Source organism: Gordonia sp. DT219, assembly GCF_049847065.1.
Taxonomy (GTDB): domain Bacteria; phylum Actinomycetota; class Actinomycetes; order Mycobacteriales; family Mycobacteriaceae; genus Gordonia.
Map to the genome: position 1 here is coordinate 244268 of NZ_JBNCNR010000002.1, position 17485 is coordinate 261752.

The following is a 17485-nucleotide window of genomic DNA, read 5'->3' on the forward strand; positions in this document are numbered from 1 at the left end:
TGTTCTCCTACGACGCGAGTCAACTAACCGGTTAGCTGATCGGATAGGTCAAGAGTAGCCCTGCGTCGGATGCGAATCAACCGAATGGTCAGTTGCTAGTCTGTGGTGATGATCAGAGACGCCGCGGCCACCCGGGCCCGTCTCCTGTCGGCGGCCCGCGCGGAATTCGCCACCCACGGAATCGCCGGAGCGAGAGTCGATCGCATCGCGACGAACGCCGAGAGCAACAAGGCGCAGATCTACCACTACTTCGGCAGCAAGGAAAAGCTGTTCGACGCGGTGCTCACCGACATCGTCGACAGCACGGCGGCGACGCTGCCCATCGATGTAGACGACCTTCCCGGCTACGCCGCCAAACTCGTGGCGCGCTATGCGAAGTATCCCGACATCAAGCGCCTCGCGACGTGGCACCGGCTCGAACGCGGCAACGCTCCCCTCGTCGACGCCGTCCTCGGCAGCAGTCGGCACAAGGTCGACGAGATCGCCCGCGCGCAGGCCGACGGCCGACTCACGCGCCGCTATCCGCCTGCCGTTCTCCTGGCGTTGGTGCTGCAGCTCGCCGCGGTGTGGACCGACCTCACCGACGAGCTCAGCGCGGTCGCCGACCTGCCCGGTCCCCGCAAACGCGCAAGTCTGGTGCGCGAGGCGGTCACGGCGCTGTTGTCGGACTGATCACAGGGTTGCGGCTCAGCCTTGTGGATCACAGCGGCAGACGCTTCGATACAAGTAGGCATTCACCTTCGGAAGGCACCCGATGGGGCCATCGTCGCACCGGCCAGACCCAGTGTGATTCGCCCTTCGGCACGCGTCCAGGAACGGGAGCGCCGTACGAATCGTGGCAATTCCGCGCCATCGCCGAGATGATCGCCGGCCGCACCCCGCGGCGCCTGCTCGTTTCCGATTCCCCGGGAAAGGACCGCACCCATGGCCCGACGCATCAACGTGATCGGCGGCGGGATCGGCGGCCTCACCGCCGCCATCGCCTGCGCCGAAACCGGCTCTGCTGTGAAGATTTTCGAAGCCCACGAACACCTCGGCGGCCGCGGTCGCGCCACCCCGGCGCCCTACGTGGCACATGAAGGCGCCCACGTCTTCTACGCCGACGGACCCCACTACACCTGGCTCAAGACGCGTGGATTCGTCGATGGTCTGGGATGGCCGGGGCCGTCGAGTCTCACCTCGCTGTTGCGCTTCCGCGCCGACGGACGCCTCCGGGCCGTGCCGCCGCTGCGCGTGCTGCGCGCCCAGATACGCTCCGGCCTCAAGGCGCCCGTCGACACCGACTTCCACACCTGGGCCGCGGAGCGATGGGGCGAGCAGACCGCCCGTCAGATGGCCAACGCCATCAGCGTGGCCACCTATGACGCCGACACCGGGCGGCTCTCCGCGGCATTCGTCTGGGGGCTGTTCCAGCGGGTCTTCGGGCCGCGCCCGCCGGCGGTGCGGTGGGTGCGCGGTGGCTGGCAGACCGTTATCGACCGAATGGTTGCCCGCGCCACCGAACTCGGTGTCGACATCCACGCCTCGACGCGCATCGACACGTTGCCGACCGACGGCCCGGTGATCGTGGCCACCGAACTCGCCGCCGCGCGTCGCCTCCTCGGCGACGACTCGCTGACCTGGACCAGCGGCCACGCCGTCCTGCTCGACGTCGCCGTCACCGAGGATCGCCACGACTCCAAACTCGTCTTCGACCTCGACGAGGGCGGCTTCCATGAAAGCTATAGCGTGCAAGACGATTCGGTGGCGCCCGCCGGTGAAGCGCTCTACCAGCTGCAGATGCCGGTTCGCGAGGGTGAAGCGCATGCCGCCGCGCACCAGCGCCTCGAGCACCTCGCCGACCAAGTGTTGCCACATCGACGGGAGCGGACCACATTTCACCGGACAGCTGTGGCCAAGGACCGAACCGGCGCCCTAGACCTACCCGGCCAGACCTGGCACGACCGGCCGGCCGTCGCACGAGGCGACGACGTCTATCTGGTCGGCGACATGGTGGCGGCGCCGGGTATGCGCGGGGAGATCTCGATCAACAGTGCGCTCGTCGCAGCGGCGGCCGCGGCCCCGCACGAGTAGTCACGAGGGTGTCGCAGTCGACGGCGATCGGGCCCACGTCGGGATGCTCGATCACCTTGTGCCGGAACGGTTCGAGGATCGGCGCTTCGGGCTCGGTCTCCCACAGACTGACGAATTGGGCACTCGCCGTGCGTAATTCCGCGGTGAGTCGCGGCAGTCGTGGATCTTTAGGCGGTTGACCTCTGTCGTCAAGGACGAGAACGCAAAGTACGGCCCATATCGTCCGAACGTACGAAAGTTGCGCTTCCACAGTTCGGTTCGACGTCGGATGTGGCGGTCGGTGGCTAGTCTTCGAAACGCTGCAACCACGCAATCGAGGAGAACGCCATGCGACTGGATCGAACGTTGCCGGCCATCGCATGTGCGGCACTACTGTGCTGTGCGGCGGCATGCTCCACCGACGGCTCACCGGAGAGCGAGCCACCGACTTCGACCACGACACCCACCGGCAGCCCCACACCGTCGGTCACCACACCCACCGGCAACCCCATACCGTCGGTCACCACGCAACAGGCGTCGGGCGCCTGGACCGATAGCGGCTTGACGATCACGCCCACGTCGCTGGGCGTGGTGAAAGTGGGCATGACAGTCGAGCAGGCCGATGCGGCAACCGGATTGACGTTCGTACCCATCGGCGACGGCGCACGTGGACCGTCGATGGGAAGGCAGAACAGACTCTACGTAGATGGCGACCCGGTCAGTTGTGTGGTCGCGGCGGGCACCAGTACTTCCGACCCGGCAGTCACCAGTGAAAAGGGCGTCGGCCTCGGTGATCCGGAAAGCAAAGTGACCGCCACCTATCCTGACGCGCAGCCGATTCCAGAGACCGGCCCGTTCTCCCGACCCGGCTATCTCGTCACACTCCCACAGGGCCAACTCGCCTTCAACATCACCGACGGAGTCGTCGCTCGCATCGCCGGCGGTCCTGATCCGGCTTCAACACACTGCGCCGGCTAGCTTGCGGCAGCCCGGACCGCGGGGTGGGCCATGTTCCCACCCCGCGGCACCGCTACCGCGGCGCGCCCGGCTACTTCTGCAGCGCCTTGGTGCCCTCGGCGCGGACTGCCTGCAGCTGGTTCGGGTCCAGGCCCAGCGCGGTGAGCACAGTGGGCGCGATCTGCGTGGTCTCGACCTGCTGATCCGAGGTGGCGGCAGCGAAGCCGGGCCCGGCGACGATGAGTGGCACGTCGCGGTCGGTGGCCTGACTGCCGCCGTGCTCAGCGATCTTCGACGGCTTACCCGCGTAGACCACGCCGGGATCGACGAGGCCCACGACGTCCGGCACACGCGAATCTGTGACGGGCACACCGAAGTAGGCGGCTGCATCGGCGCCGACCTTCACCTGGGCCAGGCCCGCCTTCACGTAGGGCACGGGGTTGCCGTTGATGTCGTAGCCGGTGCCGGAGGCCGCGCCCAGCCGTTCGCGCACCAACTGCTGCGCCGCCTCACTGCGATCCGAGAGCCACCAGAGCATCACGTCGTCGTTCACCGAATGCTCGACGAGTTTTGGCGCACCCGGGTGTCCGGCGGCCCACGCGGCGTTCACGTCGTCGACGATCTTCCCGTCGTCGATCCGGCGGAAGTCGCCCGGCTTCGTCGGCGACTGTCCGTGCTTGGACGTCAGGACGACTGTCGTACTCTGCTCGGCGCCAGCGGCTTTGAGCTTGTCGAGGAGCTTGCCGACCTGGGTATTCACGAAGTCGAGCGCTGAGGCAAGCACGGGGCCGGGCGTCACGCCGTCGGGCTCGTAGCCACCGCGCTGCCCGCCCGAGGTGGGCAGCTTCTGTGCCGTCGACACCGACTGGAAGTTCATGCCGAAGATCGCGGGCACGCCCACCGAGTTCTTCCCCGAGTGGTCCTTGCCCTCGATCTCGTTGAGCAGGGCGGTGACCTTGTACGTGTCGTACCGCTGCGTCAGCCCGTTGTCCGACGCCCACGTTTTCCCGTCTTCGGTGCCGTCGACAGACGAGTCGATCTCCGGGGTGAACAGGTCATCGATTGTGGTGCCGTCGCCAGGCCCCGCGAGGATCGAGTAGGCGGGGTGCTTGTCGGACCACGCCGTACGCAGGCCGGCTCCGTGCGCGACACCGAAGATCGTGTTGACGCGCAGCAGGTTCCACGGCTGCACCGGTTTACAGGTATTCGGGTCGACGGGGAGCTTCGCCGGATCGAGCAGGTTTTGCGGTGCGGCGGTCATGCCACCCACCGAATCCGGCAGATTGGCGAGGCCCTGGCCCGCGTCGATCCTGTGCGTATCCTTGTCCAGCTCCTCGGTGAGTTCCATATGGCCGCCGGTCTTCGCGCCGGCGCACTGCGTGGTGCCGGGCGCGAGCAGCGTGCGGTCGAAGGAATCGTCGTAATAGATGCCCGTGGTCTGCGGATTTCCGCCGGTCACCTGCCCGACGGTGCCCGGAAAGCTGTCCGAGAGGATCGGGGTCTGCGCGTTGGTGAACTCGGTGCCGCGCTTGGTGAGTGCCGCCAATGCGGAGTCGGGATGCTTGCCCACGTACGCCACGAGATCGGCCTGGTGTAGCCCGTCGACCGACAGCAGGAGCACGTGCTTGCCCTTGTCGGCCGCCGCAGCGCCTGAGCTCGACGCGGAATCCGATGAATCGGACCCGCACGCCGATGCGACCAGTGCGGTCGCGACGATCGCGGCGGCTCCGCCTATTAATCGGACTCTGGATTTCGAACGCTTGTGGCCCATCTCGCTCCTCATGGTTTCTCGAATTGCTCGAGGAAGTTAACAGGCGTAACCAGCCGCCACGGAGAACGCGCGGTGAACTCTTGGGGAACCGAAGAAGCCGACCACGCCGAAACCTGCCGGTCGAAATATCCGGCATTTGCACTGAAACCGGCATAAAGTACTTGCCTCTCGCCGAGGATGCGCCAACATTCCGACATCGATTCCGGGGTCGGATGCCGGCTGGTACCGGCCCTCCTGGGACGCAGTGGTTTTCGTGATGGGCTGGTCTCATACTCATCACAGGCTCGTAGCCATGACGCTGCAACCGGTGTGCGTGACAGCCTTCAGCCCTGAAAATTCTTGAGCCATTCTGCGCCAGGTCGGCGCTCGGGCGAATTTCGGTCAGTTTGCTGAGTCCCGCATGTCAACTCTTTCGTTCACCTCTGAATTCGCCTTTGATAGGTGGCTTCGCACTCATGTGATCGCCAATTGCCACCTTCGGTGAGGATTGGAATGTTGTTCACCGATGTCCTCGACGTCAGGCACTGTCCAGAGGATCAGGTCGTCGCAGTCTGCCAGGCTCCTGGTCGCAGACCGGTAGTCTTCCGAAAGAACACCGAAAAGTTGGACGCGTCGGGAAAGCCGAGGGCAGCAGCACAACTCGCCGCGCTGAGACGGTCGTGGGCGAGAAGCCTTTTCGCTTCCAGGACAATGCGATCGACGATGTAGGCCTTCGCGCTCCGGCCGGTGGCCTGATAGGCCGCCCGCGAGAGCGTTCGGGCCGAGTACCCGAGGACACCGGCGTAATAGCCGACATCGTGATGTCGACGGAAGTTCGCTTCTACGCTCGCACGAAATGCGCGGAACACCGGGTTCGTGGGGTGCGCTCCCTGGTCCGGTCGTCGTAGTCGGGTAACGAACGCGGACAACAGGATCGCCGGGAGCTCGGACGAATCGCTTCCCGACGCCCGCTCGGTCTCGAGGACCAGATGGGTACGAGCGACGTCGATCAACGGCCACTGTTCAGCCGACACACGCCACCACGCGACCAGATCGGTGGCCGACACCAGCTCACGGGTTGCTGCCGTCACCGGTGCCGTCGGGACAAACAGGATGAGGTGCCCGACGAGGTCACCGAAGTCGTCCCATTGGTGCACCGACCCGGGCGCGATCCAGACCGCGGACCGGCGCTCGAGCGGATACCGGCGGAAATCGATCGTGACCGAGCCGCGACCGCCGTCGACGAGTGCGACCACATGAAAGTCCGCGCGTTGGGTCCCGCCATCGTTCATCGAGCGCAACTGATCGAAGGTCATCGTCTCGACCGTGGAGGTACCCCGCCCGGTGAGCTCGAACGTCATCTGCTTGATCCTCGACATCTGTCCAGTTTCCACCATCAGACGTCCATTCGTGCCGATGCGCGCACCGGACCACCGAGTTCCAATGGAAGCAGCACGAACGCACACCGACACCACCGATCGGAGGAGCCTCATGACTACACTCCAGCAGGCATCGCTGCCCGCTTATGACCACCGCCGCGGCACCGGTCCGACACTGGTCTTCCTGCACTACTGGGGCGGCTCGGCCCGCACGTGGAATCTCGTGATCGACCATCTCCCCGGGCGCGACATTCTCGCCATCGATGCTCGCGGCTGGAGCCGCTCACGCGACCTCCCCGGGCCCTATGCGCTCCGTCGACTCGCCGAGGACACGCTATCGGTCATCGAACGCGAACAACTGACCGACTATGTCCTCGTCGGGCATTCGATGGGCGGAAAGGTTGCACAGGTCGCCGCGGCAACCCGCCCGGACGGGCTACGTGGCATCGTTCTCGTCGCCTCCGGCCCCGCCGCGCCGCCTGCCGGGATCACCCCCGCCTACCGCGAGTCACTCTCCCACGCGTACGACACCGACGAATCCGCCATCGGCGCACGCGACCAAATCCTCACCGCGACGACGCTGTCCGAGACGATTGCAGAGCAGGTCCTGACCGATTCCCGCTCCTGGGTCGACGACGACGCGCGCACCGAGTGGCCCTTGCACGGTATTGCCGAAGACATCACCGAGCACACACGCACGATCGGCGTCCGGGCGCTCGTGCGCGCCGGCGAGCACGACGTGGTCGAGCCCGTCGCCGTCCTCCGCGATAACCTGCTGCCCTATCTCTCCGACGCCGAATTCTCGATTATCCCCAGCACCGGACACCTCATTCCGCTGGAGGCGCCGAACGAACTCGCCGACGCACTTCGGCGATTCCGGCCCGGACCGACCTGACCCTCCGCACTCGACCCAAGGTCCGCTCTCGGCATACGCATTCACCGAGGCCGCCACCGTGCGCCGAGGTTGGTATGAAATTACGAGTACCATGTCGGCTCAGGCAGTTCTGCGGTCAGCACCCAACGGCCGACTTCTCGACGCTTGTACGCGACGGGATCGTGCAGAGTGTGCGTCCTTACGTTGCGCCAGAAGCGGTCGAAGCCGTACTTGCTCGCTGTCGCACGAGCGCCGAGAGCCTCGAATATGGTTGAGGTGATTTCGAGCGAGACCTCGGTTGCTCGCGCCTTCACGGCGGCGACGCGCACCTCGTGCTCTCCGCGTTCCTCGGCTGTCACATTCCATGCGTTGTCGTGAATCTTCTTACCTTCCAACGCAACTGCGTCAGCAAGCGCCTCGGTGGCCCACAGTTTCGATGCTAGGTCGCCGTAGATGTCGATGATGTACGGCTCGTCGATCGCCTTGTCGACGGTGCTGTGCAGCCATGCCCGGGTCTTCTCCTTGGTGTACGCCGCGGCCTCTTCGAGAGCGCCTCGCGCAATACCGAGGTAGAAGTTGACGAAGACCAGCTGAATGGTCGGGACGTTGAGGGTGTTGTAGACGCGTGGCTGGAACTGCTTGTCCACGTATCCTGCTGCACTTGCCCAGTCGACACGCACCTTGTCGATGGTGACGCTGCCGCTCTCGGTCTGGCGTTGACCGATGTTGTCCCAGTCGTCATGGAACGTCAGCCCCTTGATGTTCGACGGCACGATGGCGAAGACATGGTCATCGCTACCGGTCAGGACCCCTTCGAGGACGGTGACGTCGGAAACGCGGCTGCCGGTGGAGAACGTCTTGCTGCCGTCGAAGACGATGGTGTCGCCTTCGTCGGCGACCGCAACATCGTTGTCACGGGGGTTGACCGCGCCTCCGAAGAACCATTTGTTCTTCGTCGCATCGGTTTCCACGGCTTCGATCTGCTCAGGTGTGCCGACCAGGCGGGCCGCCCAAAACCAGAGCAGGTGGTAGCCGAGCAGCTGGCCGATGGATCCGTCGGCAGCAGCGATGCGTCGGATGACCTGGTAAGCCGTTGGCCAATCCTGGCCCGCGCCACCGTGTTCGACCGGTCCGAGCAATGTGACCAAGCCAGAGTCTTTGAGGAGTTGTACCTCGTCGTGGGGTGCGGTATTACCCTTGTCGCGAGCGGCGGCGTCGACAGCGAGGAGCTGTGCGACTTCACCAGCTCGAGAAATCCAGCCCTCGGGGGATGTCGGTGTGTCAGGCCAATCGTGGGACAATGTAGAGGTTGCAGTCGTGGTCATATAGAGCAGGGAACCGGCAGAACCGCGCTGGGACCACACTTCCTCTCACCCTGATTCTGATGAGAACCTACCCCCACTACCCCCGCGCCATGTCGACGAACCGACTCAGATGCAGTTGGTGCGCAACGGTGATCGTGGCGGTGGGGCCGTTGCGGTGCTTGCCGACGATGATGTCGGCTTCACCGGCGCGCGGGTCGTCGCGTTCGAATGCGTCCGGGCGGTGCAGCAGGATAACCATATCGGCGTCCTGCTCGAGGCTGTTGTGGACAGCGACTCCATCGGCGATGAAGTTGTGCGTTCCGGGAACTGTGCCGTCATAGACGTCTTGAATACCGATGGATTCGATCTCGCTGATCTCATCCCAATAGACGTCGTTGCTGACGGTGAGGTCGATGCTCTCGGAATCGAGTAGATCCGAAATCTCGCGCAGCACCGAACGACCATGCCCCATGGCCCCAGTGCTACGACCGGCACCGTTGCCCGCGGGCACAAGTTCCGGTGAGTCGAGGAGTTTGTGCAGCCGCCGGGAGGCCGTCCGTGCGCCGCTTCCATCGATTTTGCTGAACCGTTGTGGCGCAGCGATATCCAATACCTCAGCGAGGTGGGAGAGTTGGTCGTACCCGGAGACCGTCACCGTCAGGACGCCGTCGGCGGTCTCGCTGACCGATGAGAACGTTCCCACCCGCGCAAGCAGGTATATGAGGTCAAGCGCCTCGGCGTCCGACGCCGCCTGGAGGCACCACTCCTCATCGAGAACTGCAGACTCGCAGAACAACTCGCGCAGCATCTCCACGACGGCCGGTGTCGACAGACTCCGCACGTGGCCGGCGGGAGACGCACTTGCGGCGATCGGTTCCGGAATACTCCGCGGCACCGCAATGGATTCGCCGACACCGATCTCCGCCAACGGAATCCACCCATCGATGGTGAGGAACGGGTGGTTGCCCGTCGCCTCGACCACGCGCCCCGACGCCATCCGTACGCGGAACACTTCTTTGCGTCCGCTGGGGAAGACCTTGACCATCGGCCGGGCCACCATACGCATGCGCTGGTCCAACGACCAGACGAGCGGCTGCTCTCCGGTCTCCAGGAGTTCACCGAGGGTCACCTCGGAGCCGTTGTCTGCGCGCAGAATGCGCGTCGACGCCGGCAGACATCCCGACTCGCGAAGATCCGATACCTGAGGTTTCTTGTCGGTGCGCTGCTCGGGGCCACGGTTGAGCTGGCTGATCGCGACGACGGGTACTTCGAGTTCCTTTGCGAGAAGCTTCAACTGGCGGGAGAACTCGGAGACTTCTTGCTGTCGGGATTCGACCTTCTTACCCGAGGTCATCAGCTGCATGTAGTCCACGACGACGAGTTTGAGGTCGTTGCGCTGTTTGAGGCGCCGCGCCTTGGCGCGGATCTCCATCATGGTGAGGTTCGGGGAGTCGTCGATGAACAGTGGCGCCTCGGAGATCTCACCCATCCGGCGGGCCAGCCGCGTCCAGTCGTCGTCGGTCATCGAGCCGCCACGCATGTCGCCGAGCTTGACCTTGGCCTCCGCCGACAGCAGTCGCATGACGATCTCGACCTTGCTCATCTCCAGCGAGAACATCGCCCCGGTCATCTGGTGCTGAATCGAGCAGGAGCGCAGGAAGTCCATGGCGAGGGTCGAATTGTGCGTGGGCACCATCGCCTCACCGGCGAGGAACAGGTGGTCGGCGTTGTCGACCTGCACGCACCGCACCGGGGCACTGTCGACCGGCCGTACGGCGACGATCCGCCGAACCCCGGCGGGGCGTCGGAGTTCCTTGTGCCGCAACGCCTTGTGGTGGACGGTGAAGACGTCGTCGTCGGCGTCGACACGCAACCAGCCGGTGGCCGACCGGCGATAGGTGTACCCGAGTCCGGCGACGAGGTCGGCGACCACCTCCGTCATGTGGCGGGTGGCGGCGGGCACGGTGATCCAGCCGTCGTCGTCGACGCTCGCGCGTGCGTCGAGCAGTCCGGCGAGCAGGGCGCGGCGTTGCGCGATCGAACCGCGGAGGTACTCGTACGGGATACGGCCGCCGAGGTCGGCCATCAAGGTCATCACGTCGACGGGCCCCTCGGCGTCGATGCGCATGCCGATCTCCGGGTCGTCGAAGGCCATCCCGGCCAGCGCGGCGACAGTGTACGGCCCATAGGCAAACCGCTTGCGCGGCAAGTCGAGCGGCTTGGCATTGCGAATGAACGCCGAGCCGACATGGGCATACAGCCCCTCGGTGGTGAGCACCTGCGGGGTGCTGTCCACCTCGACCGCCCACTCGTGCCAGGCGTCGGCGAGGATGACGTTGCCGTCGGAGAACTCCACCTCGAAGCATGGGCGGTCGGTCATCACCTCGGTGGCCGCGACGACACGCGTCGGCCGTCCGTGCGCGTCGAGCAGGGTGTCGCCGACGGCGACGCGACCCATCGTGGTCCAGCCGGTCGGCGTGGGCAGCGGGGTGTCGAGAGACAGGGCCTTGCCGACGCCGGGACGCGCGGCGACGATGATCATCTGCCCCGGGTGCAGGCCGTTGGTCAGCTTGTCGAGGTCGGCGAATCCTGTTGGCACGCCGAGGGACAGACCCCCGCGGGACGCGATCGAGTCGATCTCGTCCATCGTCGGCTGCAGCAACTCTTCGAGCGGCACGTAGTCCTCGGCGGTGCGCCGCTCGGTCACCTCGTACACCTCGGCCTGCGCGCGGTCGACGACCTCGGCGACGTCCTGGCCGCCGTCGGCGCCGGAGTAGCCGAACTGCACGATCCTGGTCCCGGCCTCCACCAGGCGTCGGAGAATGGCCTTCTCCGCCACGATCTCGGCGTAGAAGCCGGCGTTGGCCGCAGTGGGCACAGTGGAGATCAGCGTGTGCAGATACGGCGCACCGCCGACGCGGCGCAGCTCGCCGGCACGATCGAGTTCGGCGGCGACGGTGACGGCGTCGGCGGGCTCGCCCTTGCCGTACAGCTCGAGGATCGCGTCGTAGACGGCCTGATGGGCGGGCCGGTAGAAGTCGGCGGGACGGATCTTCTCGACGACGTCGGCGATCGCGTCCTTCGACAGCATCATGCCGCCCAGCACGGACTGCTCGGCCGCCATGTCCTGTGGTGGTTGCCGGCCGAACTCCTCGGCCGGGATCGTCGCATCATCGAAACCACCGGAACCGCCGCGTCCGGAATCCCGCGGGGCGCCGTGCCCACGATCGTCGACAACCGCCACCGAGCCCACCTCTCGCGTCGAATCGTGCCGACCTTTGCGGTCGGCCTCCCCATGATGTCTTTGAGATATTCAGTACCCGATGCCACCGACAAGGCGGGCCGCTGCTGCCGTCGGGGCAACCTGCCGATCACCTGAGAGGTGACCCTAGGAGGTGTCCGGCGCACGTTCAAACGCGCTTGTGGACGAACCTGTTAGGCAATTGTGGACGGTTGCCGCGCGTCCTGTGCGTCCCTGTGTGGATGTTGTGGATAGGTTGGGGAATGTCAGACGGATTTTCTTCGTAAACGCAGGTCAACGGCGGTAGCGTAATTCCACAGTGGCGAGTTTTGCACTTCCCCGGCGTGTCGCTTGATCGGCGCCGTCGGGCGTGTTGCGAGTGACGGCGATCACTGGCCGTTTACCAGACCTTGAACGCAGCATGTGCCACCGATGGCGAACAGTTGTCGACTCCCCCATGTCGGCCCGCCGGCGACGTGCACGGTCACCAGCCCCAGACGCGGGAAACCGCGCACGCACATCCCCGCCATGTGATGCAATGGGCGCCGTGCCCAGTATCCGACGGTTCGGCCGGGTGACGCGCGCGCTCGCCGTGCTCGGCGTGAGCGCCACCGTTGCCCTCGGAATTCCCGTGGCGATGGCGTCGACCGCGTCCGCGGCGCCACCGCCCCCGCTGCCCACCGAATTCGATCTGGGCCGGTACACGCCGGTGAACCCGGATGCCTTCCGTTCGCTCGCCTACGGCGACAATGGGCGCTCGTTCTTCACCACCGGTCGCTACCGGTGCCAGGTCGGCCCCCAGTACCGATACGTCGGCTGCCAGGGCAGCCCGGCCACCGCACCGGCCGACACACTGATATCGAAGACCCTCGGCGCGGTCATCTCCGGCGACCAGACGGGCCCGTACTGGGTGCGCACCAATTGGCCACTCGCCCCGACGTACCACTTCGGCTCCAGAACCGGTTTTCGTCCACCGGTGCTGGGGGTCGGCCAACGCGTCACGATCGCCGGCGTCACCTGCACGGTACCGAGCGCGAATGAGGTCGCGTGCCGGACCGGCTCGCGGGCACTGATTTTCACTCCGGCCTGGCACAAATTCTTCCACCCCGCCGGGGATCAGTCGCAGGACGCCAACCCCGCGCCACAGTATCTGCCCCCGAGACTGCGGGGTTCGAGTCAGCTCCCGGCCACGCCCGCACCACCGACGTAGGCTCCGGCACAAACAGTTCGGCCTGCCGGGTACGCGTGTGCGCACCTGGCAGGCCGAAAACCGTTATACCTCAGGCTTATCGAGCGCCTTATCAGCTGGCGACGACAGCCAGCTCGACGGTGGCGGCGACGTCGGGGTGCAGATTCACCACGACCGGGAAGGTGCCGGTGGCCTTGATGTGGCCCTTCGGCAGCTCCACGTTGCGCTTGTCGACAGCCGGGCCGCCGGCGGTGCGGATCGCACCGGCCACGTCGGCCGCGGTGACCGAGCCGAACAGCTTGCCCGAGTTGTGGGTCTTCACCGTCAGCGAGACGCCGGACAGGTTCTCGATCGCCTGCTTGAGCTCGTTGGCGTGTTCGAGACCGCGGACCTCGCGGACGGCCTGCGCCCGGCGGATGTCGGCGACCTGCTTCTCGGCGCCGCGGCTGGCCTTGATGGCCAGGCCGCGGGGCAGCAGATAGTTACGGCCGTAACCGTCCTTGACCTCGACGGAATCGCCGGCCTCGCCGAGGTTTTCCACGGCAGCAGTCAGGATGAGCTTCATTTCGTGTTCTCTCCCTTCGGCTTATCGGCTGGTCGAGGTGAACGGCAGAAGCGCCACCTCGCGCGAGTTCTTGACGGCCACCGCGACATCACGCTGGTGCTGAACGCAGTTCCCGGTCACCCGACGCGAACGGATCTTGCCGCGGTCGGACAGGAAGCGGCGCAGTAGCGCGGTGTCCTTGTAGTCGATCTTGGTGTTCTTGTCCTTGCAGAAGGAGCACGCCTTGGTCTTGACGACCTTTTCGACGCGCGGCTTCCGGCCGCCCTTTTGCTTAGCCATGTATTGCTCCAGTCAAAAATGTTCAGAATGGTGGTTCGTCGTCCCCGCCACCGGCCGAGGACGCGCTCGCGGGGGCGCTGCCCCACGGATCCTCGGGTGCGGACTGTCCCGCTCCGCCGCTGCGGCCCGAGCCGCCGGACGAACCGAAATTGCCGCCACCGGATGATCCGCCACGCGAGGCCCGGTTGACCGACGCGGTGGCAAATCTCAGCGAGGGACCGATCTCATCGACATCGAGTTCCATCACCGTGCGCTTCTCGCCCTCACGGGTTTCGAAGGAACGCTGCTTGAGGCGTCCTTGCACGATGACCCGGGTGCCCTTGGTCAGACTTTCGGTCACGTTCTCCGCCGCTTCGCGCCAGATGCTGCAGCGCAAGAACAGCGCCTCGCCGTCCTTCCATTCGCGGGTCTCGCGATCGAAGGTGCGCGGAGTGGAGGCCACCGTGAAGCTGGCGACCGCGGCACCCGACGGGGTGAACCGCAGCTCGGGTTCAGCGGTCAGATTGCCTACAACGGTGATGACTGTTTCGCCTGCCATGTGTCTCCCCTTGGTCGTGGTTGGGCACTCGTTGATCGATGTGCACCGGACGTCTCGGCCGCGACGATTCGCGACCTGCCTTCAGGTATTCACCCTAAGGTCCGGTACCGACTAACTCGGCGCATCCAGAAAGTATGTGGACTACTTCCGGAGAACCTTGGTGCGCAGCACCGACTCGTTCAGCTTCAGCTGACGATCCAGCTCGCTGACGGTCTGCGGCTCTGCATTCAGGTCGATGACGGCGTAGATGCCCTCGCTGTGCTTGGCGATCTCGTAGGCAAGACGGCGCTTGCCCCAGATATCGACGTTGTCGACCTTGCCGCCATCACTCCGGATCACGTTCAGGAACGTATCCAGGGACGGTGCAACGGTGCGCTCGTCGAGACTCGGGTCGAGGATGACCATCAATTCATAATGACGCATGTGACCACATCACCTCCTATGGGCTCATCGGCCACGGACTGTCCGTGACAGGAGGGTCGCCTGCGTCGGCAACCGTTCCAAGATACACGAGGTACCCCTGACCAGCGAAATCACGATCCACCCGAGATTGCGGACCGCGACTGACCTCTATCGCGCGCAGAGTGCGGTCACCACTTCTTCAAGGACAAGGATCGCCTCATGCAATTCGCTGCGACACGGATTCTCACCGACGACGTCGACGCCCTGGTCGACTTCTACGAGCAGGTCACCGGCCTGCGCGCCGCGCGGCTGCATCCGCTGTTCGCCGAGCTCACCACCGATTCGGGCAAGCTCGCCATCGCCTCGTCGGCGACCGCAGCCGCCATGGGCGACGATGTCGCGACCGCAGCAGCCAACCGCTCGGTGATCCTGGACTTCCTCGTCGACGACGTCGACACGGAATACCGACGCCTGACCGGCGTGGTCGGCGAGTTCGTCAACGGCGAACCGACCGACATGCCCTGAGGCAACCGGTCCCTGCTGCTCCGCGACCCCGACGGCAACCTGGTCAATCTCTACACACCGCTGTCTCCGCGTTCGTGACCGCCTGTATCAGACACTTCTGACCGGTCCGTCCGGATTGTGCGTGACCCAGCTCACCGTTGCCTGGATGGTTTCGGTCCGCGCCTACCCTTCCGCTTACCCTGTAGCGCATGCCCGATCGCCTGAGCACGACGTACCGCTACGGGCGCATCACCTTGTCGCGCCGCGGGGATCTGATCCTGATCCTGACCATCTCTCTACTGCTGACCTTGCTGTTCATGTATTGGAGCTACGAGGTCAAGATCAAGTGCGTCGGACCGCCGTTCTACCCGGACGGACGCAGCCACAAGTGGCCGGTCGGTGATGGAGACGCGATCGTGCCCTGCTATTCCGATCTCGCATTCCTGTGGGTCGGGCGTGACATCAACCTGCATGTCTTCCCCTACATCCACGGCGGTATCGGCGCCAACGGCCAGCTGTTCGGCGGTTCGGTGGAGTACCCGGTGCTGTCGGGACTCCTGATGTGGCTCGGCGGCATCGGTTCGCACACCGACGTCGACTTCTTCCGCCATTCGGCGGTGGTGCTCGCGCCGTTCGGGCTCGCGATCACGGCGATGCTCGCAGTGCTCACGCGGTGGAATGTGTTGTGGTGGGCGCTGACCCCGCCGCTGATCCTGTATGCCTTCCACAACTGGGAGTTGCCGGTGGTGGCGACCGCGGTCGCCGCGGTCGCGGTGATGGCGTGGGGCGCCAGCATCTCGCCGTCGACCGGGCGGCGTCGAATGACGTTGCGCACCAGCGCCGTTCTCGCCTCGATTTTGTTGGCCATCGGCTTCTGCCTGAAGCTCTACCCGGGCTTCTTCGTGCTACCGCTCGCCATTTACGTGCTGACGCGCGGCATGGCCCCGCTCGGTACATCCCCACCTGGTGCATCCCCGCCGGGGCAGTCATCGTCGGGCTCCGGTCCGCCGACGCGCGGTCCGCTCGACTGGGTGAGTGCGGCGTGGGTCGCCGGCGCGGCCTTGCTGACCGTCATCGTCGTGCAGCTGCCGTTCATGCTCCTCGGCTACGACGGCTGGCGCGCCGCGATGACGTTCCAGGGCAAACGTCGCGCCGACGTCGACACCAACTCCATCTGGTACTGGGGATTGCGCCATCTCACCGGCGGGCAGAACGACACCTACAACTCCCTGGTCGGCATCCTCTCGCCGCTGTTGATCGTGTGCGCCTTCGGCGCGGCGGTGTATCTGGGCTGGCGGCAGTACGGCCGGACCGGCCTGTATCCGTGGATCGGGGTGAGCGCGGCGATGCTCGCCGGGTTCATGGTGTTCCACAAGGTGCACTCGCCGCAGTACACGCTGTGGATTCTGCCGTTCTTCGTGCTCCTGCGAATCCGGTGGCCGGTCATCGTCGCCTACCTGATCGCCGACTTCATCCTCGACACCACCATCTTCCGGCTGTTCGGCATTTATGTGTCCGGGGCGCCGATGAAGTGGTGGGTGATCGGCGGGGTCAACCTCGGCGTCTGGGTGCACGCCGTCCTGCTCGTCTACCTGATCGTCGCCTTCGTCCGCGCCGGTCCGCGCGAACCGCTCGCGTCGATCGGGCGAAGACCGCCCAACAATGTGGCGTCGTCGGCCGAACCCGACGACGTCCCCCCGAGCGCCCGGGTTCCGGCGAGCACATGAGCGACTGGCTCGGTACCGCACCACTCGCCGGCGATCGAGTGACGTTGCGGCCCTTCACCATCGACGACGCCACGGCGCTGGCGGCGGTCGTCGCCGACCCGCAGCGATTCCAGTGGGTGCCGGGAGTGCCCACCGACCCCGACGCCGCGGCCGCCTGGATCTCGGCGGCGCTCGCCGATCCGCAACGCCGCGTGGCCTACGCGGTTATCGACAACAACGACGGCCGGCTCATCGGGACGACCAGCTACTACGACATCGATCCGGTCAATCTCTCGACCGCCATCGGCTACACCTTCTACGCCGACGACGTCCAGGGCACCGCGGTGAATCCGACCGCGAAGTATCTGTTGATGCGGCACGCCTTCGAGGATTGTGGTGCGGTGCGCCTGGTCTGGCACACCCACGAGAACAATGCCCGGTCCCGCGCCGCGATCGGCAAACTCGGCGCCACCTTCGAGGGATTGCTCCGCAAACATCGCCGCTTCGGTGACGGCTGGCGCACCACCGCCCAGTTCGCGATGGTCGATAACGATTGGCCGAACGCAAAAGTGCGTCTGCAACAACGCATTTCGTGAGAGGGCTCACCACCGCGCCCGACTGGGTCAGCTCAGCGGGCTGACCTTGGAAACGCACATGAGCGTGCCTGGGCGGATGGTCACCACAACGGTCCGCCGACGGAATGCTGGAACGCAGAAACTATCTGTTGCACGGCCGATTCGGCGGC

17 protein-coding genes and 1 pseudogene are annotated in these 17485 nt (G+C 65.5%); 8 read left to right on the forward strand and 10 right to left on the reverse strand.

What is annotated here, in order from left to right:
- Positions 1 to 108 precede the first annotated feature (108 nt).
- Both ACPXB3_RS04555 and ACPXB3_RS04560 read left to right on the forward strand, forming a co-directional pair.
- On the forward strand, positions 109 to 672 hold the full coding sequence (locus ACPXB3_RS04555) for a TetR family transcriptional regulator (protein ID WP_425706224.1): 564 nt from the start codon (positions 109 to 111) through the stop codon (positions 670 to 672).
- Between the two features lie 252 nt (positions 673 to 924).
- A complete protein-coding gene (locus tag ACPXB3_RS04560; RefSeq protein WP_425706223.1) occupies positions 925 to 2073 on the forward strand; it encodes an NAD(P)-binding protein in 1149 nt (382 codons plus the stop codon).
- On the opposite strand, the gene ACPXB3_RS04565 is transcribed toward ACPXB3_RS04560, so the two are convergent.
- Positions 2027 to 2464, reverse strand: coding sequence for a hypothetical protein (locus ACPXB3_RS04565; protein WP_425726652.1), 438 nt, complete (start codon positions 2462 to 2464; stop codon positions 2027 to 2029). The two genes, ACPXB3_RS04560 and ACPXB3_RS04565, sit on opposite strands and share 47 nt — an antisense overlap.
- Positions 2358 to 2657, reverse strand: a complete 300-nt coding sequence (locus ACPXB3_RS04570; RefSeq protein WP_425706221.1) for a hypothetical protein — start codon at positions 2655 to 2657, stop codon at positions 2358 to 2360. The genes ACPXB3_RS04565 and ACPXB3_RS04570 overlap by 107 nt, the downstream gene beginning before the upstream one ends.
- Between ACPXB3_RS04570 and ACPXB3_RS04575 the strand changes: the two genes are divergently transcribed.
- A complete protein-coding gene (locus tag ACPXB3_RS04575) occupies positions 2656 to 3030 on the forward strand; it encodes a hypothetical protein (RefSeq protein WP_425706220.1) in 375 nt (124 codons plus the stop codon). The genes ACPXB3_RS04570 and ACPXB3_RS04575 overlap by 2 nt on opposite strands.
- A 70-nt stretch (positions 3031 to 3100) precedes the next feature.
- Here ACPXB3_RS04575 and ACPXB3_RS04580 read toward each other — a convergent pair whose 3' ends face one another.
- Positions 3101 to 4780, reverse strand: a complete 1680-nt coding sequence (locus tag ACPXB3_RS04580) for an alkaline phosphatase family protein (protein WP_425726654.1) — start codon at positions 4778 to 4780, stop codon at positions 3101 to 3103.
- A gap of 536 nt (positions 4781 to 5316) precedes the next feature.
- Entirely contained in the window at positions 5317 to 6138 is an 822-nt protein-coding gene (locus ACPXB3_RS04585; protein ID WP_425726656.1) for a helix-turn-helix domain-containing protein, read from the reverse strand.
- 112 nt (positions 6139 to 6250) lie between these two features.
- Between ACPXB3_RS04585 and ACPXB3_RS04590 the strand changes: the two genes are divergently transcribed.
- A complete protein-coding gene (locus ACPXB3_RS04590; RefSeq protein WP_425726658.1) occupies positions 6251 to 7033 on the forward strand; it encodes an alpha/beta fold hydrolase in 783 nt (260 codons plus the stop codon).
- A gap of 80 nt (positions 7034 to 7113) precedes the next feature.
- Here ACPXB3_RS04590 and ACPXB3_RS04595 read toward each other — a convergent pair whose 3' ends face one another.
- Positions 7114 to 8337 carry an acyl-CoA dehydrogenase family protein gene (locus ACPXB3_RS04595; RefSeq protein ID WP_425706216.1) on the reverse strand — a complete coding sequence of 408 codons (1224 nt, stop codon included), beginning with the start codon at positions 8335 to 8337 and terminating at the stop codon, positions 7114 to 7116.
- Between the two features lie 76 nt (positions 8338 to 8413).
- On the reverse strand, positions 8414 to 11560 hold the full coding sequence (dnaB, locus tag ACPXB3_RS04600; protein ID WP_425726660.1) for a replicative DNA helicase: 3147 nt from the start codon (positions 11558 to 11560) through the stop codon (positions 8414 to 8416).
- Positions 11561 to 12095: 535 nt separating this feature from the next.
- On the opposite strand from dnaB, the gene ACPXB3_RS04605 reads away from it, so the two are divergent.
- Positions 12096 to 12767: a hypothetical protein gene (locus tag ACPXB3_RS04605; RefSeq protein ID WP_425726662.1), complete on the forward strand. Its 672-nt coding sequence runs from the start codon at positions 12096 to 12098 to the stop codon at positions 12765 to 12767.
- 91 nt (positions 12768 to 12858) lie between these two features.
- Here ACPXB3_RS04605 and rplI read toward each other — a convergent pair whose 3' ends face one another.
- From rplI to rpsF, 4 genes are all read right to left on the reverse strand, one after another.
- On the reverse strand, positions 12859 to 13311 hold the full coding sequence (rplI, locus tag ACPXB3_RS04610) for a 50S ribosomal protein L9 (protein WP_425706213.1): 453 nt from the start codon (positions 13309 to 13311) through the stop codon (positions 12859 to 12861).
- Between the two features lie 21 nt (positions 13312 to 13332).
- On the reverse strand, positions 13333 to 13590 hold the full coding sequence (gene rpsR / locus ACPXB3_RS04615) for a 30S ribosomal protein S18 (protein WP_425706212.1): 258 nt from the start codon (positions 13588 to 13590) through the stop codon (positions 13333 to 13335).
- 22 nt (positions 13591 to 13612) lie between these two features.
- Positions 13613 to 14128, reverse strand: a complete 516-nt coding sequence (locus ACPXB3_RS04620) for a single-stranded DNA-binding protein (RefSeq protein ID WP_425706211.1) — start codon at positions 14126 to 14128, stop codon at positions 13613 to 13615.
- Between the two features lie 141 nt (positions 14129 to 14269).
- Entirely contained in the window at positions 14270 to 14551 is a 282-nt protein-coding gene (gene rpsF, locus ACPXB3_RS04625; protein ID WP_425706210.1) for a 30S ribosomal protein S6, read from the reverse strand.
- Between the two features lie 198 nt (positions 14552 to 14749).
- Between rpsF and ACPXB3_RS04630 the strand changes: the two are divergent.
- The 3 genes and pseudogenes from ACPXB3_RS04630 (at position 14750) to ACPXB3_RS04640 (ending at position 17336) form a co-directional block, all read left to right on the forward strand.
- Positions 14750 to 15133 (forward strand): annotated as a pseudogene (locus tag ACPXB3_RS04630) (VOC family protein).
- A gap of 110 nt (positions 15134 to 15243) precedes the next feature.
- On the forward strand, positions 15244 to 16761 hold the full coding sequence (locus ACPXB3_RS04635; protein WP_425726664.1) for a hypothetical protein: 1518 nt from the start codon (positions 15244 to 15246) through the stop codon (positions 16759 to 16761).
- Positions 16758 to 17336: a GNAT family N-acetyltransferase gene (locus ACPXB3_RS04640; RefSeq protein ID WP_425726666.1), complete on the forward strand. Its 579-nt coding sequence runs from the start codon at positions 16758 to 16760 to the stop codon at positions 17334 to 17336. Before ACPXB3_RS04635 ends, ACPXB3_RS04640 begins: the two co-directional genes overlap by 4 nt.
- Positions 17337 to 17485 lie beyond the last annotated feature (149 nt).

What these genes read in the sequence shown, in the direction of transcription:
- ACPXB3_RS04555 (WP_425706224.1), top strand. Translation starts at nt 109, where the DNA reads ATGATCAGAGACGCCGCGGCCACCCGGGCCCGTCTCCTGTCGGCGGCC.
- ACPXB3_RS04560 (WP_425706223.1), top strand. Translation starts at nt 925, where the DNA reads ATGGCCCGACGCATCAACGTGATCGGCGGCGGGATCGGCGGCCTCACC.
- ACPXB3_RS04565 (WP_425726652.1), bottom strand. Translation starts at nt 2,464, where the DNA reads ATGCCGCCGCACAGCACAGTAGTGCCGCACATGCGATGGCCGGCAACG.
- ACPXB3_RS04575 (WP_425706220.1), top strand. Translation starts at nt 2,656, where the DNA reads ATGACAGTCGAGCAGGCCGATGCGGCAACCGGATTGACGTTCGTACCC.
- ACPXB3_RS04570 (WP_425706221.1), bottom strand. Translation starts at nt 2,657, where the DNA reads ATGCCCACTTTCACCACGCCCAGCGACGTGGGCGTGATCGTCAAGCCG.
- ACPXB3_RS04580 (WP_425726654.1), bottom strand. Translation starts at nt 4,780, where the DNA reads ATGGGCCACAAGCGTTCGAAATCCAGAGTCCGATTAATAGGCGGAGCC.
- ACPXB3_RS04585 (WP_425726656.1), bottom strand. Translation starts at nt 6,138, where the DNA reads ATGTCGAGGATCAAGCAGATGACGTTCGAGCTCACCGGGCGGGGTACC.
- ACPXB3_RS04590 (WP_425726658.1), top strand. Translation starts at nt 6,251, where the DNA reads ATGACTACACTCCAGCAGGCATCGCTGCCCGCTTATGACCACCGCCGC.
- ACPXB3_RS04595 (WP_425706216.1), bottom strand. Translation starts at nt 8,337, where the DNA reads ATGACCACGACTGCAACCTCTACATTGTCCCACGATTGGCCTGACACA.
- ACPXB3_RS04605 (WP_425726662.1), top strand. Translation starts at nt 12,096, where the DNA reads ATGGGCGCCGTGCCCAGTATCCGACGGTTCGGCCGGGTGACGCGCGCG.
- rplI (WP_425706213.1), bottom strand. Translation starts at nt 13,311, where the DNA reads ATGAAGCTCATCCTGACTGCTGCCGTGGAAAACCTCGGCGAGGCCGGC.
- rpsR (WP_425706212.1), bottom strand. Translation starts at nt 13,590, where the DNA reads ATGGCTAAGCAAAAGGGCGGCCGGAAGCCGCGCGTCGAAAAGGTCGTC.
- ACPXB3_RS04620 (WP_425706211.1), bottom strand. Translation starts at nt 14,128, where the DNA reads ATGGCAGGCGAAACAGTCATCACCGTTGTAGGCAATCTGACCGCTGAA.
- rpsF (WP_425706210.1), bottom strand. Translation starts at nt 14,551, where the DNA reads ATGCGTCATTATGAATTGATGGTCATCCTCGACCCGAGTCTCGACGAG.
- ACPXB3_RS04635 (WP_425726664.1), top strand. Translation starts at nt 15,244, where the DNA reads ATGCCCGATCGCCTGAGCACGACGTACCGCTACGGGCGCATCACCTTG.
- ACPXB3_RS04640 (WP_425726666.1), top strand. Translation starts at nt 16,758, where the DNA reads ATGAGCGACTGGCTCGGTACCGCACCACTCGCCGGCGATCGAGTGACG.